The organism is Rhodospirillales bacterium (assembly GCA_016712595.1).
Taxonomy (GTDB): Bacteria; Pseudomonadota; Alphaproteobacteria; order Rhodospirillales; family Defluviicoccaceae; genus Defluviicoccus.
Window position 1 is genome coordinate 38058 of sequence record JADJQT010000008.1, and the last position, 20148, is coordinate 58205.

General features: G+C 67.6%; 26 protein-coding genes. 19 read left to right on the forward strand and 7 right to left on the reverse strand.

Annotated elements, in window-relative coordinates; all coding sequences use genetic code 11:
• Positions 1-224: 224 nt before the first annotated feature.
• The 5 genes from IPK66_18885 to IPK66_18905 all read left to right on the forward strand — a co-directional run bounded on the left by IPK66_18885 (position 225) and on the right by IPK66_18905 (position 3923).
• Entirely contained in the window at positions 225-491 is a 267-nt protein-coding gene (locus IPK66_18885; protein ID MBK8177241.1) for a PqqD family protein, read from the forward strand.
• Positions 488-1564 (forward strand): radical SAM protein, encoded by a 1077-nt coding sequence (locus IPK66_18890; GenBank protein ID MBK8177242.1) that lies wholly within the window; start codon positions 488-490, stop codon positions 1562-1564. Before IPK66_18885 ends, IPK66_18890 begins: the two co-directional genes overlap by 4 nt.
• Before the next feature lie 108 nt (positions 1565-1672).
• A complete protein-coding gene (locus IPK66_18895; protein ID MBK8177243.1) occupies positions 1673-2641 on the forward strand; it encodes an IS5 family transposase in 969 nt (322 codons plus the stop codon).
• A 383-nt stretch (positions 2642-3024) separates the two neighbouring features.
• A complete protein-coding gene (locus IPK66_18900; GenBank protein ID MBK8177244.1) occupies positions 3025-3252 on the forward strand; it encodes a hypothetical protein in 228 nt (75 codons plus the stop codon).
• 35 nt (positions 3253-3287) lie between these two features.
• Complete coding sequence (locus tag IPK66_18905; GenBank protein ID MBK8177245.1) at positions 3288-3923, forward strand: SprT-like domain-containing protein; 636 nt, start codon at positions 3288-3290, stop codon at positions 3921-3923.
• Between the two features lie 28 nt (positions 3924-3951).
• Here the strand turns inward: IPK66_18905 and IPK66_18910 are convergent, their stop codons facing one another.
• From IPK66_18910 to IPK66_18940, 7 genes are read right to left on the reverse strand one after another with little or no spacing between them, the layout of a single operon-like run.
• Positions 3952-4302: a hypothetical protein gene (locus IPK66_18910; protein ID MBK8177246.1), complete on the reverse strand. Its 351-nt coding sequence runs from the start codon at positions 4300-4302 to the stop codon at positions 3952-3954.
• A 28-nt stretch (positions 4303-4330) separates the two neighbouring features.
• The gene (locus tag IPK66_18915) at positions 4331-5356 is read right to left on the reverse strand and encodes a type IV secretion system protein (GenBank protein ID MBK8177247.1); all 1026 of its coding nucleotides are present in this window, start codon (positions 5354-5356) and stop codon (positions 4331-4333) included.
• A gap of 10 nt (positions 5357-5366) precedes the next feature.
• Complete coding sequence (locus IPK66_18920; GenBank protein ID MBK8177248.1) at positions 5367-5585, reverse strand: hypothetical protein; 219 nt, start codon at positions 5583-5585, stop codon at positions 5367-5369.
• A gap of 1 nt (position 5586) precedes the next feature.
• Complete coding sequence (locus tag IPK66_18925; GenBank protein MBK8177249.1) at positions 5587-6354, reverse strand: hypothetical protein; 768 nt, start codon at positions 6352-6354, stop codon at positions 5587-5589.
• Positions 6351-8759: a hypothetical protein gene (locus tag IPK66_18930; GenBank protein MBK8177250.1), complete on the reverse strand. Its 2409-nt coding sequence runs from the start codon at positions 8757-8759 to the stop codon at positions 6351-6353. The genes IPK66_18925 and IPK66_18930 overlap by 4 nt, the downstream gene beginning before the upstream one ends.
• A gap of 3 nt (positions 8760-8762) precedes the next feature.
• Positions 8763-9053 carry a hypothetical protein gene (locus IPK66_18935; protein MBK8177251.1) on the reverse strand — a complete coding sequence of 97 codons (291 nt, stop codon included), beginning with the start codon at positions 9051-9053 and terminating at the stop codon, positions 8763-8765.
• The gene (locus IPK66_18940; protein ID MBK8177252.1) at positions 9050-9508 is read right to left on the reverse strand and encodes a hypothetical protein; all 459 of its coding nucleotides are present in this window, start codon (positions 9506-9508) and stop codon (positions 9050-9052) included. Before IPK66_18940 ends, IPK66_18935 begins: the two co-directional genes overlap by 4 nt.
• A gap of 334 nt (positions 9509-9842) precedes the next feature.
• Between IPK66_18940 and IPK66_18945 the strand changes: the two genes are divergently transcribed.
• The 14 genes from IPK66_18945 (at position 9843) to tadA (IPK66_19010) (ending at position 19726) form a co-directional block, all read left to right on the forward strand.
• Entirely contained in the window at positions 9843-10058 is a 216-nt protein-coding gene (locus IPK66_18945) for a hypothetical protein (protein MBK8177253.1), read from the forward strand.
• A complete protein-coding gene (locus IPK66_18950; GenBank protein ID MBK8177254.1) occupies positions 10055-10771 on the forward strand; it encodes a hypothetical protein in 717 nt (238 codons plus the stop codon). Before IPK66_18945 ends, IPK66_18950 begins: the two co-directional genes overlap by 4 nt.
• A 2-nt stretch (positions 10772-10773) precedes the next feature.
• A complete protein-coding gene (locus IPK66_18955) occupies positions 10774-11604 on the forward strand; it encodes a TrbG/VirB9 family P-type conjugative transfer protein (protein MBK8177255.1) in 831 nt (276 codons plus the stop codon).
• The gene (locus tag IPK66_18960; protein MBK8177256.1) at positions 11604-12677 is read left to right on the forward strand and encodes a TrbI/VirB10 family protein; all 1074 of its coding nucleotides are present in this window, start codon (positions 11604-11606) and stop codon (positions 12675-12677) included. The genes IPK66_18955 and IPK66_18960 overlap by 1 nt, the downstream gene beginning before the upstream one ends.
• Positions 12678-12792: 115 nt before the next feature.
• Positions 12793-13326, forward strand: coding sequence for a S26 family signal peptidase (locus IPK66_18965; GenBank protein ID MBK8177257.1), 534 nt, complete (start codon positions 12793-12795; stop codon positions 13324-13326).
• Positions 13323-14030, forward strand: a complete 708-nt coding sequence (locus IPK66_18970; protein ID MBK8177258.1) for a cell wall hydrolase — start codon at positions 13323-13325, stop codon at positions 14028-14030. Before IPK66_18965 ends, IPK66_18970 begins: the two co-directional genes overlap by 4 nt.
• A gap of 538 nt (positions 14031-14568) precedes the next feature.
• Entirely contained in the window at positions 14569-15273 is a 705-nt protein-coding gene (locus tag IPK66_18975; GenBank protein MBK8177259.1) for a hypothetical protein, read from the forward strand.
• A 57-nt stretch (positions 15274-15330) separates the two neighbouring features.
• Positions 15331-15561 (forward strand): hypothetical protein, encoded by a 231-nt coding sequence (locus IPK66_18980; GenBank protein MBK8177260.1) that lies wholly within the window; start codon positions 15331-15333, stop codon positions 15559-15561.
• A gap of 177 nt (positions 15562-15738) precedes the next feature.
• Positions 15739-16629 (forward strand): MobA/MobL family protein, encoded by an 891-nt coding sequence (locus IPK66_18985; protein MBK8177261.1) that lies wholly within the window; start codon positions 15739-15741, stop codon positions 16627-16629.
• A 141-nt stretch (positions 16630-16770) separates the two neighbouring features.
• Entirely contained in the window at positions 16771-16920 is a 150-nt protein-coding gene (locus IPK66_18990) for a hypothetical protein (GenBank protein MBK8177262.1), read from the forward strand.
• Positions 16914-18410, forward strand: coding sequence for a type IV secretory system conjugative DNA transfer family protein (locus IPK66_18995; protein MBK8177263.1), 1497 nt, complete (start codon positions 16914-16916; stop codon positions 18408-18410). The genes IPK66_18990 and IPK66_18995 overlap by 7 nt, the downstream gene beginning before the upstream one ends.
• A gap of 165 nt (positions 18411-18575) precedes the next feature.
• Complete coding sequence (locus tag IPK66_19000; GenBank protein ID MBK8177264.1) at positions 18576-18839, forward strand: hypothetical protein; 264 nt, start codon at positions 18576-18578, stop codon at positions 18837-18839.
• 267 nt (positions 18840-19106) lie between these two features.
• Positions 19107-19379 carry a Flp pilus assembly complex ATPase component TadA gene (tadA, locus tag IPK66_19005; GenBank protein MBK8177265.1) on the forward strand — a complete coding sequence of 91 codons (273 nt, stop codon included), beginning with the start codon at positions 19107-19109 and terminating at the stop codon, positions 19377-19379.
• Positions 19380-19411: 32 nt separating this feature from the next.
• Positions 19412-19726: a Flp pilus assembly complex ATPase component TadA gene (gene tadA / locus IPK66_19010; GenBank protein ID MBK8177266.1), complete on the forward strand. Its 315-nt coding sequence runs from the start codon at positions 19412-19414 to the stop codon at positions 19724-19726.
• Positions 19727-20148 lie beyond the last annotated feature (422 nt).

Below are 20148 nucleotides of genomic sequence, written 5' to 3' on the forward strand. Positions count from 1 at the left end.
GGACAGTTCCAATGGAAAGCCAGATCTCCCAATCGATCGCGCCCCAGAATAAGACGATAGTAACACAAACGCAAGTCTACGAGCCCCCCAGGGCAACTTTTGTCCCCGTCAAGCTGGCCGATAGATCAGTGGCAAAGTGTCAAGCTCCGGGCCCAGCGGGCTTATTGTGCGCTAAAAAAATGTCAATGTAAGGGGAGAGTTTGAGTTACCGCCTGGAAAAAATCATGAAACGCAGTGATAACTGTGTGATGCAAAATATCGGCGGCGAACACGTATTGGTGCCACTCGGTGCGCAAGTGGTGGGTACAAACGGCTTGGTAATCCTAAACAAGTCGGCGCGCTGCATATGGGAAGTCCTCGCCGAGGATCGCTCAGTGGATGAACTGGCGACTGCCGTGGCGGAACAGTTCGACGCTGACCCCGAACGTGTTCTCGCGGATGTGCATGTCTTCCTGAACGGGATCGCACAGATGGCGCTGATCGAAGAATGATCACTCTCCCCTCAGAGTATGGTCCTCTGGTGCGCGAATTGCACCGGCGCGGCGCCGCCAGCCGCCAACCCGTTAATGGCACGTTCGAACTTACCGAGCGCTGCAACCTAACCTGCCGCATGTGCTATGTCAGCCACTCGGCCGGCGATCGCGAGCTTCGCTCAAAGGAACTGTCGGCCTCGCAGTGGCTGACACTGACGCGCGAGGCCGTTGAAAATGGCATGGTGTTCTTGCTCCTCACCGGCGGCGAAATTTTTCTGCGTCCCGACTTTTTCGAGCTTTACACGCCCCTCACGCGGATGGGCCTCATACTCACACTCTATACCAACGGCACGATGATCACGGAGGCGATCGCGGAGCGTCTGGCGGAAGCTCCGCCCAGTCGAACCGAAATCACGCTCTACGGCGCCACCGCTTCGACCTACGAAGCGGTCACGGGCGTTCCTGGCAGTTACGCCCGCTGCTGCGCCGGGATCGAAGCACTCGTGCGGCATCGCGTCCCGCTCGGACTCAAGACAACCGCCACGCGGCAGAATGCGGACGAGTTGGAAGCAATGCGACAGATGGCGCGCAACTGGGGCGTGTCGTTTTCGGCCGGTTGGCTCCTTTCGAAGCGGCGCGATGGCGCTCGGTCCGATGTGGACAACTGCCGCCTGTCCGCCTCCGAATGTGTCGCTCTCGAAGCGACCGACCGCGCCTCCGCCGACGAATGGACCGAAGCCGCGTTGCGCGATTCGTCCCTCGCCCTCACCAATGATGACAATTTTTGCTGCTTAGCTGGTCAAGTCGCGTTCGTCGTCAATCCGGCTGGAGAAATGAACGTCTGCCTGGACCTCCCGCTGCCCGCCGTGCGCCCGCTTGAGGTCGGCTTTCAGGCGGCGTGGGAACGGGTGCAGCGATTTATCGGTGACGCGCCACCGCTCGCCGCCGCATGTCTCGCCTGCGATGCGCGTTCCTATTGCCCACGCTGCCCGGCATGGTCGTTGCTGGAGACCAACACCTTGAGCGAACCCGTGCCCTATCTGTGCGAAATCGCCCGGGCGCGTAAGGAGCGTTACCTCCTGCCCATATAATCGATGATTGTGCTTCTGCGTTACGTTGTTGCACGGATCGGCGGGTTGCCGTCGGGGGCTGGCTGGCGTAGGGGAACGGTCCCTTTTCTGACCGATGGACGCGTGGCCGTGCCGTTCAAAGCCAATGCCGATCGCCGTCACCACATTGCGAAGCAGCGGCGCCGAGTGACGAATGGGGCGGAATACGATGCCGCCCTGCGCCGGCGCGGGAGCCTCACGGTCTGGTTCACCGATGCGGCGATCGCGGCATGGCGCGCCGCGCCGCGCGTCACGCCCGGCGGGCAGCCGCACTACTCGCCGCTGGCGATCACGACGGGGCTGACGCTGCGTGCCGTGTTCCGGCTGGCGTTGCGTCAGACCGAAGGGCTGATCGGCTCGATCCTTCGTTTGCTCGGTCTCGATCTCGCCGTTCCGGACCATTCGACCATGAGCCGGCGGGCCGGGGCACTGGCGGTGCCGCCGCGGCCGCGGTCGGCAACCGGGCCGCTGCATTTGCTGGTGGACAGCACGGGTCTGAAGCTGTGCGGGGCCGGCGAGTGGCTGATCGAGAAGCACGGCACGAAGAAGCGCCGGTCCTGGCGGAAGCTGCACATCGGCGTGGATGTCGACACCGGCCAGATCGTCGCGGCGGAGGTGACGACCAACGACGTCGACGACGGCTCGCGGGTCGGCCCGCTGCTCGACCAGGTGGCGGACCCGGTCGCTTCGTTCACCGGCGATGGGGCGTACGATCGCGACGACGTCTACGGTGTCGTCGCCGGGCGCCATCCCGGGGCTGCGGTCGTCGCACCACCGCGTTCGACCGCGGTGCCGAGCGCGACGGCCGAGACCGCGCCGACGCAACGCGACCGGCATCTCCGGATGATCGCCGAGCGCGGGCGCATGGGCTGGCAGAAGGCCGCCGGATACAATCGTCGCGCGTTGGTGGAGGCGGCGATCAGCCGTTACAAACGGGTGATCGGCGACGCCCTACGGTTCCGCACCGTGTCGCGGCAGGCAACCGAGGTGGCCATCGCCGTCAATGTCCTGAACCGCATGCTCGAGTGCGGACGCCCGAAGTCCGTCCGCATCGCGTAAGCAACGATCGGGCGTGGCCTCAGCGCGTGCACTCCCAGGTCCGTGCAACAACGTACCGCGGCAATCAGATCGGCGACGTCTTGCCGGACCAGGCACAGCCTGGGGATTCGGTGGCGCTGCGCGCCCGGTCAGTTTCCGAAAAATCTCATGGGCTCCGCCCCTCGCGCGCACCAGGGTCCGCGGCCTGCGGCCGCCGGCGCCGGCGGTCTCCCCAGGCTTCGTCGCTGCGCTCCTGCAGCCCGCGGCCGTCAACGGCCGCGCCCTCCGGGTGGGCGATTCCCCACCCCCCGCGCCGCCCTGGCACTTGCTACCCCCGGTCTCGCCGACGGGCAGGGGTGCAGCTGCTGCTGCACCCTGCCAGCAAGTGAAGGAAAGTAAAGGCCATGACACCGACGCCGAAGACCATCTGGGCCGCGACCGTGCTACCGAAGGCCGATCAGCCGAAATGCGCAGTGCCGCGCTACTGCCGCGAGACGGGCGCCGTCTACTGCTGCGATCGCGGCCTCACCCGGTGTTTTTTCACCCGGCGGCCGGACGACGTCGCCGAGAACGCGCTGGGCCGGGTCATCGACTTCGCCACCCTGCCGCGGCCCGGCCGGATACATCAGTAAATTTGTATCGTACGGTACAAAATTGGGGGTGCCCGATGACCGACCCGACCCGCAGTACCTACGACGGCCTCCGAGAAGCGTACGATTTCTTCAACCGCCGCCTCTTCGGCGGCAGGCTGCCGCAGTGCCTGATCACCATGCAGCGGCACAGGACGGCGTATGGCTACTTCGCCGGCGGCCGCTTCGGCACCGTGGACGGCAACGAGACCACCGACGAGATCGCGCTGAACCCGTCGCACTTCCGCAGCCGGACGACCGAGGAGAGCCTCTCGACGCTGGTGCACGAGATGACCCACCTCGAGCAGCATCACTTCGGCGCTCCGAGCCGCCAGGGCTACCACAACAAGGAATGGGCCGGGCTGATGCGGGCGGTCGGCCTGATCCCGTCGGCGACGGCCGCCGAGGGCGGCAAGGAGACCGGCCAGAAGGTCAGCCACTACATCGCCCGCGGCGGCCCCTTCGACCTGGCGTGTCGCGAGCTGCTGCAGCAAGGCTACTCGGTGCGGTATGTCGAGCTGTGGCGCGACCCGGAGGCGGCGAAGCGAAAGGCCGCCAGCAAGACGAAATACACCTGTCCGGCGTGCGGGCTGAACGCATGGGGCAAGCCGGAAATCAGCCTTACGTGCGGCGAGTGCGACGAGCGGATGCAGGCCGATCCCGCCGAGCCTTGACGTTTGGGCCGCGGCTGCTGATGACGCGTCACAGACCGAGTTCGAGATCGTCGTCGACGCCGCGGTCTCGTGTGGTTTTTGCCTTCTGGACGGCGCCACGTCCTTCATCCTGGTTACGCGCGAGAAGGGCACGTTCTGCCCGCGCAATGCCTTCGCGCTCCATCATCTCGCTGCCAGCCTCTAGGGCCCAGCGCTCCGCAAGCATCTCGGCCCGCGCCTGGGCGCGGTAATAGCTGGCATTATATCGGTCCTCCTCTCGCTGCTCGTTCTCCCAAGCCTGGATCCCGGCTGCATGGTCGATCCGCTTCTTCCTGCCGACATGCTCGGCGATAACGGCCACGGCGCGCGCTACACGCTGCTTTAGCCCGTCTGCGTTCATCGGATTACTCCATCGAGACGCGCTCTGATCACCGGCCCGTGGGCGGGCTGCCGTCCGTTTGCGCGGGACGGCGGGCCTCGGTGCGGCGGCTCATCCCGGAGATGCTGGCTTGGCTGGCGTTGGCGGCCGCAGACATGGCCCGGAACGTCTCGCCGCCGGCGGCCTTGAGTGCGCTGGTGGCGGGCGCGTCGAGGTGCCCGGCGGCGCTCCGTGCTGCCGCGGCGCCCATCGCCGGCGCCGCCAGGTAGGTGCCCAGGGAGGCGATCGCGCCGGATGTCAGGGCGTGTGCCAGGCCCATGGACCCGAGCGTCGCCCCAGCCAGGACGAGCGCGCCCCCGAGGAACGGGGTCGCCGTCGTCAGACCGGCCCCTCCATGAATCGTTATCGAGCCAAACACCATGTTCGCGATCGAGACGATCATCGCCAGCACCATGAGCTGCACGGCGCTGTGAACGGCGTAGCGCACGACGCCCGAGGCGAAGCCGGCGGCAGGTACAAAGATGGCTGCCGGCAGGATCACCAGCGATGCGAGGATGCAGAGCTTGAACAGCGCGAAGGTGAGCAGGACGCTCCCGGCGATGAAGAGAAAAGTCAGAAGCACCGTCCATGACGCCACGACCAGCGGGAGGTAGCTGCCGATGTGCGCCAGGCACCCTCCGAGCGGCACCGTTCCGCACGACTGATCGGCGAGTTCATTCAGGTCTATCGCGCGGGCGTAGCCGATCGCAAAGATCGTGTCCGGCGAGTTCAGGAAGACGTCCGGGCTCAATGAGCTGCCTCCGGCGAGCAGGCCGAACTGCACGGCACCAGAGAGGACGTCCTCACCGATCACCTGTGCCGTCTGGACGACGACGAGATAGAAGCCGCCGGTGATGACCAGCCTGGTGGCGAGGGCCGGCGGTCCACCGCTGCCGAAAGCGATGGTAAGGCCGAGCCAGGCGACCCCGAGAACCATAAAACCCCAGGCCATGAACTCGGCGTAGGGCATGATATTGGCTGTGCCGCCCGCGAGGGCCGTGGCGAAGGCGTGGCCGAGCGGTGCGAGAGCGTCCATGTCAGCGACCTCACTTTTCTGGCGACTGCGTGATGAAGGCCGGGTGCTTGACCGCTTCTCGCCCTGCCTTGATGTCGGCCTTTCGCTGCGCCTGGTAGCGTGCGTCGTCGTCGATCTTCGCCCGCTCCAACGCGTCGTCGGCTTGCATCTTCATGACAAAATAGCCAGCCGCACCCGCCAGGGTGAGCATGAGCGCGACAGCGATCGCGATGAACTTTCCAGTAAACATGTCAGCGTCCCCACGTGACTGGTGATTGCTTCATGACGACCGGATTGGCCGCGGCGGCCCGTCCGGCGGCGATGTCCGCGGCTCGATCGGCCTGGTACTGTTCGTCGTCGGCCTGAGCGGCCGAGTCCTTGACGATCTGCTCAGCCTGCTGCTGCGCCAGAATGGCGTTGGTTTGCTGCAGCTGGGCCGCAGCCGCGGCCGTGACGTGGCTCTGCGCTTGAATCGCCGCCATGCGGCCGACGGCCTCGGCGGAGTTGTCCTGTGCCGAGCGGAGCATCGCGTCGTTCTCGACTTTGCGCGCCGCCTCGATGCCGAGGAGTCGCTGGTCCTCATCGATCTGTTTGGACATCTGCGTCCGCAGCATCGAGGCCGTCCGTCCGGCGTCTCCGGGCAGGTGACCGCCGTTGCGCGACAGCCCGCGCAGCATGCTGGCGCGCTGCATCATTGTCCCGTCCGACCCGGCGATCGCCGCCGCCTGCAGCGCCATGCCTTCGGCCCGGTAGTAGTATCCCTGCACCCGAGCGATCGCCGCCATCGGGATGCCGACGGTGTTCTCGACGGCGTTGACGTAGGTGTTGACCAGCTCGGCGTAGGTGGCGATCTGCTGGGCGTAATCCGCGGCCCGATCGGCGACCGCCTGGAGATCGGCGCCGAGCGACGAAGCGGTGTTCGCCTCCGTGACCGGGTCGGTGACCACCACCTGGGCGTGCGCGACCGGCGTGCCGACCAGCAACATCGCCCCGGCCGTCGCTGCTGCTGTTCTGTTCATTCCGCTGCCTCCTGCCAGATCCGTGGCCCGGCGATGCCGCGATGCCGGAGCCAGCGCTCGGCGAACTCCTCGCGCGGCCCGGCCGCCAGGATCTTGTCGATCAGCTTCGACTCCGCGCCGCTGCCGCCACAGACGATCGCCCGCTCGTAGTCACTGAGCGCGAGCTCGAAGACGCGCCAGTGTTCGCCGACCTTGATCGCGTACTCCCGCTTCGGCCGCAGGCCGGCGATAATGCCGATCTGTGTCGGCGTCAGACCGCTGCGCTCCAGCGCCGCCGCCGTTCTCGGCTCGATTGCCCCGGCCGTCGCGGTGAACAACTTAGTCTTGATCGATGAGTCGATTATGTGGCCGATCGACGAGTGCTCGATGTCGATCATGCTGTGCGTCGCGAGCACGACCTGCATGTTCTCCCGTCGGGCACGGCGGATCAGCTCGTCGACCTGATCGGCGATCAGCGAATGGCTGATGAACGTCTTGCATTCGTCGATCACCACCAGTGTCGGCCGGGCGTCCTCGTAGCTGCGGGCGATCTCGTGAAAGACGCACGCCAGCACCGGCGCGAGCGCCGTCGGGTTCTGCAGCAGCCTGTCGGTCTCGAAGCACCTGACGTCGGCGGTGCCGCCGACCCGATACTCGGCGTTGTCCAGCAGGTCGCCACACGCGCCGCCGACGCAGAAGACGGCGAGCGCGTCCTTGATGTCATCGTCCTGGGTCGCGTGCCGCAACGACGTGAGCGTGCGCATCTCAGCGGGTTGGCTGGCCAGGGCGCGCAGCGCGATCGTCAGCTCCCGCTTCTGCGCCGCCGACGTTTCCAGCCCCTGCTGCTGCAAGCAGCCGAGAACGAACTCGAACGCCCATGACAGCTCACCCGGCTGGTCGATGAACGCCAGCGGCTGCAGCGAGACCGCGTCGTCGCCGGCAGCGAGCGCATGGAACTCGCCGCCGAGCGCCAACGTCACCAGCTTCGCGACGGAGCCTCGGTCGATATAGAACACCCGTGATCCGGGATACTTCCGATGCGCGGCGACCATGCTCTTCAGCAGTGTCGATTTGCCGCCGCCGCTCTCGCCGAGGACGACCGCGTGCCCGAGGTCCGAGCCGTCCTGGTGCAGGCACAGGCGGAACGCCTTGCCGCCGTCCGACATGCACTGCAACAGCGGCGGGCCGTCCAGATGCTCGTCACGGGCCGGGCCGCACCACGTGGCCGACGACGGCACGATTTCCGCGAAGGAAATCGACGGTCCGAGGAAGCGGTCGAGGCCACCCCGCGGATGTCCCGGCAGCGAGCCGATCCAGGTGCTCATGGCATCGTCCTCGGCGACCGAGGTGACGAAGCCGGCGAAGATCTGCTGGATGATCCGGCACCGCTCCTTGACCGTCTCGGCGTCCGGATGGGTCACGGTGACGGTGTGCGTCCAGCGGCCGAAGGTGCAGTCGCCCTGCGCCAGCAGCGCCAGCGCGGCCGCCGATCCTTCCATGTTGGCGATGGCGGCGAGGTTGTCCTTCGTGCCGTCGTCGTGAAAACGAAAGACGTTGGCGAACACCTTGATGAGGAAGCCCTTGCGGGCCGCCGCCCAGGAGTCGCGCCGCGCCTCGAGTTCCTGTTCGGCGTCCTCGCGCGACAGCGGCAGCCAGCGGGCGACGTGATTGTAGGGAAAGCCGACGCCGCCGAGCGCCAACAGCATGCCCGGCGTGAAGCTCGACGGCTGGTCCTTGACCCGGACCGTGCGCAGGTGGTGGCCGCCCAGCTTCGGATAGACCCCCGGCACGAAGGCATCGTCCGTCAGGAACTCGGCGAGGAAGATCGGCAGATCCGGCATCGCCAGCGGCCGGTGATCGGTCGACACCCGGCTGTGCAGGTAGGTGATCAGCCGGGCGCCGGTCAGCGGCTCGCACACCGGCATGACGTCCGAAAGGTGCAGCCGGAACGCTTCGACGCCGGCGCGGAACCGCTCGACTTCCGACCGGTATCGTTTGTCGTCGATCGCCGCCGCGGGGCCGGCCTGCTCGAACGAGGCCGCCAGCCGGCCGATGGCATCGGGCAGCGGCGCATAGAGCAGGGTGACGACGTAGGTGCTGGCGAGTTGAACACCCGGGGTGGTGAACAGGCGGCGCCGCTGTTCGTCGATCGCCGCAGAAACCGGATCGGGAAAGGAAAGTGGCGATTCGTAGGCGAGCGTCTCGTCGCAGACATCTTCGAACCAAAGCGCCCAGCGCGATCCGAATCGCCGAAGCGCTGAATTCAGCGCCGATCTTGAAGCTACGTTTTGTGTTGGGCTGCTGCTTGCCCGATCCCTGGGGACGTACCGTAGGCAGGTCATCAGTTCGCCTGCTTTGGTGACGATCGTCCCGGGGTCGATCATCAAGCCCCACGTCAGTGCGTCTGAGAGTGGCCGATGCGTCATCAGTCAGTCCCCCGTGTAGCGGACCAGTGGCCAGTGATGATGTGTCGCATGCGCCCACCAGTGCGGATCCCGGGCGTATTGCCACCGGGCGACCGCCAGCAGCAGGCCGACGGTGATCATCGTCGTCGGCACGGCGACGATGATCCCGACGGTCTTGCTGACAAGCATGAAGACGAAGAAGCCGGCGACCGCCACGACCGCCGCTTGCTTGCGGGGAATCCCGAACATCAGCGGCTCTTCCTTGAGGAAAGCGAGTGTCGGGAGCTGCCAGTCGTCCGGAGAGTCGCCGGTCACGACACGATGCCAGCGAGGATGTGCAGCCAGTCCATCGCCGAGATGGCTGCGGGCACGCCGAGCGAGCCGCCGGCGCCGCCGCCGGGAAGCACCAGGCCGACGAGCTGGGCGGACGACGCGATCAGCGTGCCGCCACCCGCCCCCTTGAGGCAGGGGCCGACAATCCCGTGATTGCCGGTCGCCATCCCACCCCCGGCGCCACACGCCGCGAGCGCAGCGATGGCACCGCCGCACATGGTCGCGTTGTCGACGACGGAGTTGAGCATTTGCGCGATGGCGTTGCCGCCGGCGGCAAACGCATCGGCGCCGACGAGCACGACGGCGAGGCCGGTCAGAGCGGCAGGGGCGTTTCGGCTTACGGACGCAAGGAAGCGACCGTCTCTGGTGGCAGTTGTCGGATGACCGCCAGCAACGCCAGCGCGCAGGGGTACGGCGGACTCTTTCCCGTCGCCCATCGGCTGATTGTCGTCAGTGTCACCGCATTGCCGCTGAGACGGAGAACCAGCTCGCGAAACTCGACCTGGCTCAGACCTGCTTTTTTCAGCGCGTCGCGAAACGTCGTACCGGTTTCTGTGCCCATGGCAATCCCGGAAAATCGAGCTAACGCACTCAGATACAACATTCATTTGCGTCTCGTCCTTCTATTTCGACGCACGGATCGTGCATCCGCCTCGACCGAGGCTGGAGTAATATCGTCTTTATGTAAATAAATAATGACGTAAATATGATTTATATTGACGCATACGATATTCGAGCGGCACCATGGCGAGGCAATATGGAGGGCCGTCCGTGCCACAAATTCCCATCCCCGACCCGCCGGTAAGGACGACGATCGACGACCCGCTGCCGCAGCCACTCATCGTGGAGATTCGCCTCTACACCAGCCCCGTCGCCAAAGCGGTGCTGGTCGCCGGGCTTGCCTTCCTCGGCTACTGGTGGGTCAAGCTCACCTGGCTGATGAAGATCCAGCCGCAGCTGAGCGCGTGGTGGGATTCGGTCCGATGACGGCGCTGCGCGTCGGCTGGGATCTCCTGGCGAAAAAACTCAAGAGCCTGGATCGCGGTGCGCCGACCGAGTGGCTCGACGGCCAGATGGTCGTGAGCGACCGCTGGCAGGCGGCTGCCAGAGACGGCGACCGTCGCTACGACGCGGCGATGCGGCTCGCCGCCTACTGGCGGATGACGACGGTCGCCGCCGCTGCCATCGGTGTCGGCCTGGCCGGCGGCTGGTGGTGGGAGGCGCAGAAGCCGCAGGTCGAGACCGTCTTCGTGCCGTTCGACCGCATCGGCGATCCGGGCGAGGTGTTCGTCGCCCGGGCGGGCGAGCCGCCCGACCTGATGCGGATTTCGGCGGCGGACTCGATCGTCAAGGCGATGTTCGCTCTGTCGTCCGACGACAACGTCAACGCCGACAACCAGGCGACGCAGGAGCGGGTGATCCGCGGCGATGCGCGCAAGCGGTTCGACGCCTGGCGAGAAGACAGCAAAGAGGCCGCCAGCGAGCGGCAGGTACTGATCGTCAGCACCAAGCTGAAGAGCCGCGACGTCGTCAATGTCATTTGGGACGAGCTCGATTGGAAGGACGGCCGACAGGTCGCGAGCCGGCGCGTCAATGGTGACTTCACTTTGGCGTTCACGGCCCCGCGCACGACCGGCGATGTCGTGCGCAACAAGTCCGGGCTGTTCCTGACGCACATGATTTTTGCCGAGGAGCGCTGATCATGCGTCGCCTGCTGCTGACACCGCTCGTCCTCGCCGCCGTCGGTTGCGCGGCGGTCGACGAGAATACCGGCGATCCCACGGTCATGCCGCCCGACCTGGTCGCGGCGATCACACCGCCGGTACCCGAGCCGCAACCTCCGTCGCCGCCGCCGGTGGTGCAGCGGCCGGGCCGGACTGGCGTCGCCAAGACGATGAATGCGACCACGGTCTACGCGTTCGAGCCGGACCGGGTCTACCCGGTCACCGTCTCGCCGGGCCGGATCACCGTGCTGCAGCTCGGGGACGGCGAAGAAATCTCGCGGCAGCCGGTGATCGGCGATCCGGACCCGTCGCGATGGATGGTCGACCTCACCCGCGGTGCCAACGACTCCGTGGTCGTCCGCAGCGGCAAGCCCGGCATCGCGACCAACATGCTGATCACGACGACGGCCGGCGACTATCAGGTCGACATCACCAGCCGGGCGAATGGCGGCATGGATCGGGTGCGCTGGACCTATCCCACCGCCGCCCTGCCTGCGGCCAAGGGACGACCGCAGCCGGAGTTCGATCCGAATACGTTTTCGCGCAACTTCGAGATCGACGTGCCGTCCGGCGCCGCGCCGAGGTGGAAGCCCGAGTACGTGATCGAGGCGGCCGGCAAGACCTACATTGCCTTCCCGCCGCGGCTCGGCCCGATGGCCGCGAGTCCCGCGCTGTTCGCCGTCGGCGACGCCGGCAAGACGGCAATCCCGTTCCGTATCCGCAACCGCTTCTACGAAGTCGATACGCCGCTCACCACCGCCGAGCTGCAGTTGGACGGCGCCACCGTCCGCATCCGGAGGACGTCGTGATGGCGTTCGGGGACGAGCATCCGGAGCAGCCGATCGGCCGCAACAATAAGCGGATCACGACGGTGTTGCTCGCGGCGATGGTCGCCGTCGGCGGCGGTCTCGGCGCCAAGGCGTTCGTCGAGCGGTACGTTGACCAGCCGGCGCCGGAGCAAACGCCGAAGATCAATCTCTACACGCCGCCGGACACCGCGCGCCGGACATTCAAGACCGGCTACGCCGCCGCGCCCCAGCCCGAGCCGGTCAAACCGGAGCCGGCACCGGCGCCGATCCAGCCGCTGACGCTGGTCCAGGCGATCGCGCCCAAGCCCGCGGCGCCGGCGGCCACCGCTGCCGCCGCGCCACCGAAACCGCTGCTGCCCGGCTTCGTGGGTCAGATGGCGCCGGAGGTGCCCAATCGCACATCGCCGGCGGCCGCTCCCATACCGAGCGGAGGACAGAGCGTCGATTATCGCCCGGGGACCAGCGATGGCCGCGATCGGCTCGATGAGGACGCGGTGCAGGGATTGTCGGCGACCAAGAACCGATGGCTGGTCGGTGCCGGGACGCAGGGCCAGGACTTCGTGACGGCGCCGTTCAGCCCGCCGATCAGCAGCACCATGATCCAGGCCGGCACGATCATTCCGGCGATCACGCAGACGGCGATCAACTCCGACCTGCCGGGCGACGTCGTGGCGATGATCCAGGTGCCGGTGTGCGACACCCCGACCGGCGAGCGGATGCTGATTCCACCCTCGACCAGGCTCTACGGTCGCTACGCCGACCAGCTCGCCTTCGCCCAGGGCCGGGCGCAGGTCGCCTGGATCCGCATCCTGTTCCCGGACGGCAGCTCGCAGAACATCGGCGCGATGCCGGGCACCGACGCGAGCGGCGCTTCCGGCATCGAGGGCGAGGTCGATACCCATCCGTGGGGGATGGCCGGGGCGATCGGCGGGGCCGCCTTGTTTTCGATCGTCGGCCAGACCGGCCAGCTGGTGTCGGCGACCGAAGGCGGCGGTGGCACGACCAACGTCGGCATCCTCGGCGCCGGCGCCTCGGGGCGGGCGACACCACCAAGAGCATCGGCTCGGAAATGATCCGCAAGCAGCTCGACCGGCCGCGCACGCTGACGGTCGAGCCCGGCAGCACGATCAACCTCATGCTCAACAAGGACCTGGCGTTGCCCGCCTATCACGGCTGGAAGTGCCGGGCATGAGGTGGCTCGGATCGGCGGTGCTCGGTGCCGGGGTCGCCCTCTTCTCCTGCGCTGCCCTCACCGCCGCGGTGTCGGAGACAGTCGGCTGGAACCTCAAGTTCAACTCCTCGCCGTCCTTGCCCCGCGGCTGGTATGTCCGGTCGAACCAGCCGATCGCGCGCGGCGGCCTCGTCTGGTTTCGGCTGCCGCCGGTTATGGCGGACTACGTCGCGTCCGTGCCCGGCATGGCGGCATGGTACGCCGACCCGGAAAACGGCCTGCTCAAGCCGGTCGCGGCGGTCGCCGGCGACACCATCTGTCGCGACGGCCTCGCCTTCAGCATCAACGGTCACGTCGTCGGCACGGCCCTGCCATTCGGTCCGAGCGGCCGGCCACTGCCAGTGTGGTCCGGTTGCCGGCGACTGGCTGTCGGCGAAATCGCCGTGTTCTCGGATCGCATCCCCGATTCCGACGACAGCCGGTACTACGGCGCGATCGCCGCCACTGCGGCCGTTGCCTATCGACCGTGGCTGGTGGAGGCGAGCCGATGACGGAAGGTCCCAGCTTCGCCGTGCGGCTGCATTCCGCCCTGATCGGCTGCTTCCTGCTGGCGGCGACACCGGCCGTCGCCGCCGCGCTCAGCGCCGACGACACCGAGGCGCTCGGGCGGATCGTCTACGCCGAGGCCGGCACGCAGCCGATCGCCGGCAAGGCGGCGGTCCTCGCGGTGGTTCTCAACCGCGCGGGGTCGGGCGGCAGCGTCCAGGCGGTGATCGACGCGCCGGGCCAGTTCGAGCCGGTGCTCCGCGCACCCGGCCGGACATGGCGCGCTCTTCCGCTGCTGTCGGCCGCTCAACGGGCCGAGTTCCGGGCGATCCTCGACCTGGCGCTCGGCGGCTGGCTGCCGGATCCGACCGGCGGCGCCCGCTCGTTCCAGAACCCCGAGATCGTCGCCCGGCGCGCCGCCGCCGGCACGGTGCGGCCATCTCTGGTCGACTTCGGCGGCCAGCCGAGGACGGCAACGATCGGCCGGCATGCGTTCTACGGCGGGAGCGTCCCGGTAGCCGTCACTCGCGCCAAGGATGCAGGCGAGACGATCTTTGGCGGCGGCATCGAAAGCGACCCGGGCGAGACGGTGTTTCTCGTTGCGGCGCCGCGAAGAGCCTGCCTTTCGGACTTTGGCGTGGTCACAACGGCCCGGTCCACCCCTATTGCGACCCTGTCCATGGCTGACCAGGGGGAAAAATGCCAATGAAAACAAGGATACAGACTGCGCACTTAGTACCCGTCTCCGGGCGGGTGGTCAGGAAGCGGAGAGCGCCGGCAAGACCGACTAAGGCGGAGTTAGGCAGAGTTGGGCCGTCTTCTGCCGTCTTCGGCTGACTTAGGCGGACTTAGGCAGAGCCGATGGAAAAGACGAAATGGGGCTCGGCGAAGGTCGCCTTTCTCGCTGCGACGGGGGGTGAGAACAACGCTATTCGCCAAATGATTGCAGCAGGCCACTCCCTGAGTGCGGTCTACGACCGCTTCAAAGTCGAACTCGCGGGGTGCGGATACGACGCCTTTCGAAGGCACGCCCATGCCCTCCTCGGCGTCGCCAAGGGGCCAAAACGGACTACCAGAACAGAGGACGCATCGCATGTCAGAGCAGCAGCAGAACCACGAGTTCACCGAGCCGCTCACGTCGGAAGCTCCGGCCGGGCTCGCGCCTACCGGGAAGACTACGACCCCTCGTGCACGAAGCCGGACGTCCTCGCCCGCCCTGCGCCGCAAGCCGGCGGACGGTTAGCTTCGTGCTGCAGGGCAAGGGCGGCTGCGGCAAGACGCTGGTCGCCTCGCTGATCGCGCAGTCGCTGAAGGAGCGGGGCGAGCCGGTGGTGTGCATCGACACCGACCCGGTGAACAAGTCGTTCACGGCCATCGCGGCGCTCGGGGCACAGCCGGTGCGGCTGGTGAACGGCAACAAGGTCGATATCGGCGAGATGAACGCGTGGTCGGAACGGGCGGTCGCCGAGGATGCGTCGTTCGTCGTCGACAACGGCGCATCGTCGTACCTGCCGATGCTCGAATACCTGCTCGAAGCCGAAATCTTCGAGTGCCTCGCCGAAAGCGGCAAGCGGGTGATCGTCCACATGCCGGTGATCGGCGGGCGCAGCCTGGCGCACACCGTCGACGCCCTGGAACTCGCCTCGAAATCGTTGCCGCCGTGTGTCGACATCGTCCCCTGGTTCAATCCGTACTTCGGGCCGCTGGTGGCGGACGACGGCGCCGAGCTGGACGAGACGGAACTCTACGCCGGCATGGCCGATCGTCTCTCCGGGCCGGTGAAGCTGCCGACGCTGCATCCCGACTACGCCGGGGCGTACTTCGACAAGATGCTCGACGCCAACCGGACCTTCGCCGACGAGCGCGCCGACACCGGCGGCGGGATGATCTCGCGGATGTGGCTGGAGCGGACCTGGAAGCGGATCGACGAGCAGATCGTCCAGGTGCTGTAGCCATGGACCGGCAGACGGTGAGAGCGGCGCTCGGCGCCCGGCCGGGAGGAGGACGCGGTGTTCGCCGTCTGCGCCGTACTGGAGACGATCGTCAAAGCCGAGTTCGCCAAGCTGGAGGCCGCGCGGGCTCGCGACGCGGCGACGATGCACGAGGTGCGCAAGATCCTCGCTCGGCTGCGGCCGGTGGGCAGCACTACGCCGTCCTGGATCGAGCCTGCCTTCTGGGTGGTCTCGACCGCGCTGGTGATCGCCCTCGCGGCGCTGGCGTTCCTGCTGAAGCTCGTCTGACGATGGCGATCTTCAGCCTGCGCATCACCCCCTGTCCGCAAGGCCGGCAGTCCGCTCGGCAACGCCACCGGGCGGGCGGCGCACCATGGCGGGCACAGCCTGGCGCACGCCGCCGCGGCGGCGCCCAGGGTCTCCCACGGCGCCACCGGCAAGGCCGCCTACCTGTCGGGCAGCCGCATGGTCGTCGGTGAGCTGGTCACGGATTACCGCGGCAAGCACGGCGTCGAGCACGCGCAGCTGATCCTGCCGGGCGGCGGCACCTGCGATCGCGAAACCCTGTGGAACGCCGTCGACGCGCACAGGACGCAGACGCCGACGGCGACCATCGCCCGTGACATCATCGTCGCCTTGCCGCACGAGCTGACGTTGGCGCAGCGTCGCGAGGCGGCTGTTGCGCTCGCCACCTGGATCGCCGAGCGCTACCGGGTCGCCGTCGACCTGGGAATGCATCAGCCGGAGATGCACAACGGCTCCGACAGCCGGAATTACCATGCGCACCTGCTGGCCTCCGAGCGCCAGGTCTCGCCGACCGGCGAACTCGGCAAGGTCCAGCGCGAGTTCAATCAGCTGGTGCAGCGATTGGGCGACAAGAGCCGCGGTCGCGACGGCGGCAAGGCGACGGCCGCAGCGGAAATCCGCGCCGCCTGGGAGCGCATCGCCAACGAGGCGTTGCAGCGGGCGGGCCACGACGCGCGCGTGGACGCCCGCACCCTCGCGGACCAGGGCATCGAGCGCGTGGCGGGCCAGCACCTCGGCCCGGCCGAGACGCGCAGACTGCGCGCCGGCAAGCAGCGTAGCCGCGCCGAGACGCGCACCCCGCGCGCCGGTCAGCAGCGCAGCCCGGCCGAGACCCGGACAGCGCGCGGTTGGTGCCGATGTCCGCGCCGAGCTCGCCCGCAAGGCGCGCGAGCTGGCCCTCGCCGAGATGACTGCGCTGCAGGAAATCGCCGCGATCCAGGAGGCGCGCAAGACTACGCCGGCGCCGGCGCAGGTGTTCGCCGATGTCGGCTCGATCACCGCCTGGCAGCACGATGCGCTCGGCATGCTGGCCCGCTACTGGCAAGCTGAAGACCGGGCGATGCAGCTGCGGCGAAAGATGCGGGCGGCGGCGCGCCGGCACGCTGAGCTGCGAACAGCGACGGCCGAAGAGCAGCGGGCGCTGCGATCGGCCGGACGTCGGCTATCGCGCTCTCGAGCGCTGCTGCAGGGGTGTCCGAGACCCTGCTGGCGATGCCGCCGACGCTCGCCGTCGAGATCGAGCCGAGCGATCGGCCACTCACCAAACAGCGCCTGAAAACGATCAAAGCGGCAGTGCGAGACCGCGAGCGCGAACACGAAATCGGGGTCGACCGATGGTGATCGGCAAGACGATCGCGAGCTTCGGTGTCATGGCCGCCGTCGGCGGTTTCGTCGCCAGCAACCTCACCGCATGGCGGCTCGGACACCAGGCGGCACTCGGGCCACCCCTGGCGCACTATCACGACTGGCCTCTCTACGCCCCCTGGGACATCCTCGCCTGGGCGCCGTGGCAGGGGACGGTGCCGGCAATTCACGCCGGGCTGATCGTCGCCGCCGGAATCACCGCGCTGCCGCTGCTGCCGCTCGCGAAACGGTTCACCCGGCCATCGTTCGGGCAGAAGGAGTGGGGATCCCGGCGGGACGCCAGACGCGCCGGGCTGCTGTCGCGCGACCCGCGGGGCGGCATCGTCCTCGGCATGCTCGGCCGGGAGATCATGACGTTTTCCGGAGACCAGCACACCCTGGTCGCCGGTGCCTCGGGCAGCGGCAAAACCGCAGGCCCGGTATTGACGACGCTGCTGTCGTGCCGGGACCGCTCGATGCTGGTGTTCGATCCGAAGGGCGAGCTCTACCGGATGAGCGCGCCGTTTCGCTCGAGCGTCGGCGCCGCGTTCTTCTTCGATCCGACCGAGCCCGACTCCGCCTGCTTCAACCCGCTCGCCGAAATCCCGGTCGGCACCTCGCGCGAAATCGCCGCCGTACAGAACATCGCCAGCATCCTGGTCGACAGCTCGGGACAGAAAAACTCGGAGCCGATCTGGCCGATCACCGCGACCGACCTGCTGACGGCAATCATCCTCTACGCCGTCACCGGTATCCCCGCGCCGCAGCGGCACCTGGGCACGCTGCGCGAGCTGATGTTCGAGATGCCGACAACGCTGGAAAAGATGGCGCGGGGCAAGAACGACGAGTGCCAGCGCGTCGGCGCCACCATGCTGGCGATGACACCGAAGACGGCCGACGCCATCGCCTTGACGGCGCGCTCGGCGCTGTCGGTGTTCGCCGATCCGCTGGTCGTCGAGAAGACCAGCCGCAGCGATTTCCGGATCTCGGACCTCGTCTGCTCCCGGTACCCGATGAGCCTCTACCTGCAGGTGCCGCCGTCCGACCGCGATCGGGTGATGCCGCTGTTCCGGTTGATGCTGGTGCAGATATTCAAAGCGTTCCTCTACCGGACGGACGTGATGGCGGACGGCCGGAAGAAGCGGCATCGCCTCCAGCTCGTCGCCGACGAGTTCCCCCGCGGTCGGCAAGATCCCCGGCTTCGCCCAGGACATCCAGGAGTTCCGCGGCTACGGCATCTCCTGCATGCTGCTGTGCCAGAGCCTCAAGAGCCTGGCGGCGCTCTACGGCAACAGCCAGGTGATCCGCGACAACCGCCACATCGTCACCTGCTTCGCCTCGTCCGACACCGACTCCATGGCCGACATCTCCAAGGCCGTCGGCCAGGGTGTCGAGATCAAGACCAGCACGACCACGCACAAGGGCCGATGGTTCGGTGGCAGCGAAAGCAAGTCCGAAAGCCGGCGACCGTTGCTCGAGCCGGGTGACGTCCGCACGCTCGGGATGGACGAGGCGATCGTCCTCGTCACTGGTACGAGCCGCTTCGCGCCCGGAAAATCCGCTGGTTCGCGCACCGCAAGTTTCGCGATCGCGGTATCGACCTGCGTCGATTCCCCGACACCGGCCTGGTGCAGAACGAAGAAATCCTGGCGATGCACGAGGCCGCGGAGCCGGCCAGCCGGCCGATCCAAATCGCCGCCGGATGGACCAACAAGAAGACCGCCGCCGTGCTGTTTCCCGACGAAGCGGAGAGCGCGCGCAAGTGGGTGGCCGGCGATCGGCCGCTGCCCGCGAAGCACCGCGCCTTCGTCGATCATCTGCTGACGACGATCGCCGCGATCCCGGACGAACAGCGCGAGCGCTTTCTCACGCCCGCCACCGTCGAACGGCTGCGCCAGGGCGAGGTGATCAGCTGATGGACACACACGAGACGGTCTCCGAGACCCGGCTCGATCGCGGCTGCGGCGCGCCCTCGTCGCCGAGATCGCCGCGCTCCTCGAAGAGCCGTCGGTCACCGACGTGATGTGCAACGCCGACGGTCGCGTCTTCGTCGATCGCACCGGCGCCGGCCGTACCGACTCGGGGATCACGCTGACGGCCGCCAACGCGGATTTCGCGCTGCGCATGCTGGCAAGCTCGGTCGGCACGGTCATCACCCGCGACGCTCCCTCCTCTCCGCGACCATGCCGGGCTCGGGCGAGCGCGTCGCCGGCAGCATCGCACCCATCACCGAGCAGCCGACGCTGTCGATCCGCAAGCCGCCGCGGACGGTGTTCGATCTGAGCGCCTTCTCGCGCGGACCGTGCGCGCTCGCGGACGGACCGGTGATCGACGGCGACGATCCGCTCGTCCGCGCGGTCCAGGAGCGCCGCAACATCCTGATCGCCGGCTCGACCGGCTCGGGCAAGACCTCCCTGCTCTCCTCGCTGCTGCAAATCGACAGCGTCGTTTCGTGACCGCTGTCTGATCATCGAGGACACCCGCGAAAATCGCGATCGAAGCGCCCGACCATGTCCGCTTTCTGACGTCGCCGCAGATCGGCATGCAGCGTCTGGTGCAACACGCGCTGCGCTACCGGCCGGACCGCATCGTCCTCGGCGAGGTGCGCAGCGGCGACGCGGCGCTGGAGATGCTGTTCGCCTGCAACACCGGCCACAGCGGGAGTTTCGGGACCAGTCATGCCACCAGCGCGCTCGACGCGCTCGGCCGCCTCGAGGACCTGTGCTCCACCATCTGCCCACCAGCCGCCCGCCGGGCAATCGCCACGGCGATCGGCTGCGTCGTTTCGTCCAGCGGACAATGACCGGCCGGGCAATCACGAGGTGCTGTACGTCGACGGCTGGCAGGACGGCACGGCTATGTCACGCGCTCGATGTGAGCGAGAGGGGGCCAGGAGGCGCTGCCTCCCTCCCCTCGGTACGCCATCTGCCGGGCGACGAGGCCGCGCGCTGCGCATGGCGAAGGGCGATGCTCTGCGCGCAACCGGTCACCTCGATCGCTACCGTCCCCGACCTCCGGACTCGCCGACGGGCAGGGGTCCGTGGTCATGGACCTGAGTTTAAGACGGCGGAAAGCTTCCGCTGCGGGCCGCCGGGTGGCTCCCTCGATCACCACATCGGAGAAAGGCCGCGCCGGCGCAGACCGCTTACGAATCTACCACGCAACACGTCCGTCGCGCCGTCTGCCACCACGACTTCATCGATCCCGGCGATTGGGCAAGCGGCC

Coding starts and splice junctions, on each gene's coding strand:
- IPK66_18950 (MBK8177254.1), top strand. CDS start 10,055: ATGACGGCGCTGCGCGTCGGCTGGGATCTCCTGGCGAAAAAACTCAAG.
- IPK66_18965 (MBK8177257.1), top strand. CDS start 12,793: ATGAGGTGGCTCGGATCGGCGGTGCTCGGTGCCGGGGTCGCCCTCTTC.
- IPK66_18940 (MBK8177252.1), bottom strand. CDS start 9,508: ATGGGCGACGGGAAAGAGTCCGCCGTACCCCTGCGCGCTGGCGTTGCT.
- IPK66_18985 (MBK8177261.1), top strand. CDS start 15,739: ATGGTCGTCGGTGAGCTGGTCACGGATTACCGCGGCAAGCACGGCGTC.
- IPK66_18970 (MBK8177258.1), top strand. CDS start 13,323: ATGACGGAAGGTCCCAGCTTCGCCGTGCGGCTGCATTCCGCCCTGATC.
- IPK66_18925 (MBK8177249.1), bottom strand. CDS start 6,354: ATGAACAGAACAGCAGCAGCGACGGCCGGGGCGATGTTGCTGGTCGGC.
- IPK66_19000 (MBK8177264.1), top strand. CDS start 18,576: ATGCACGAGGCCGCGGAGCCGGCCAGCCGGCCGATCCAAATCGCCGCC.
- IPK66_18930 (MBK8177250.1), bottom strand. CDS start 8,759: ATGACGCATCGGCCACTCTCAGACGCACTGACGTGGGGCTTGATGATC.
- IPK66_18920 (MBK8177248.1), bottom strand. CDS start 5,585: ATGTTTACTGGAAAGTTCATCGCGATCGCTGTCGCGCTCATGCTCACC.
- IPK66_18905 (MBK8177245.1), top strand. CDS start 3,288: ATGACCGACCCGACCCGCAGTACCTACGACGGCCTCCGAGAAGCGTAC.
- IPK66_18995 (MBK8177263.1), top strand. CDS start 16,914: ATGGTGATCGGCAAGACGATCGCGAGCTTCGGTGTCATGGCCGCCGTC.
- IPK66_18885 (MBK8177241.1), top strand. CDS start 225: ATGAAACGCAGTGATAACTGTGTGATGCAAAATATCGGCGGCGAACAC.
- IPK66_18910 (MBK8177246.1), bottom strand. CDS start 4,302: ATGAACGCAGACGGGCTAAAGCAGCGTGTAGCGCGCGCCGTGGCCGTT.
- IPK66_18915 (MBK8177247.1), bottom strand. CDS start 5,356: ATGGACGCTCTCGCACCGCTCGGCCACGCCTTCGCCACGGCCCTCGCG.
- IPK66_18955 (MBK8177255.1), top strand. CDS start 10,774: ATGCGTCGCCTGCTGCTGACACCGCTCGTCCTCGCCGCCGTCGGTTGC.
- IPK66_18890 (MBK8177242.1), top strand. CDS start 488: ATGATCACTCTCCCCTCAGAGTATGGTCCTCTGGTGCGCGAATTGCAC.
- IPK66_18960 (MBK8177256.1), top strand. CDS start 11,604: ATGGCGTTCGGGGACGAGCATCCGGAGCAGCCGATCGGCCGCAACAAT.
- IPK66_18900 (MBK8177244.1), top strand. CDS start 3,025: ATGACACCGACGCCGAAGACCATCTGGGCCGCGACCGTGCTACCGAAG.
- tadA (MBK8177265.1), top strand. CDS start 19,107: ATGCCGGGCTCGGGCGAGCGCGTCGCCGGCAGCATCGCACCCATCACC.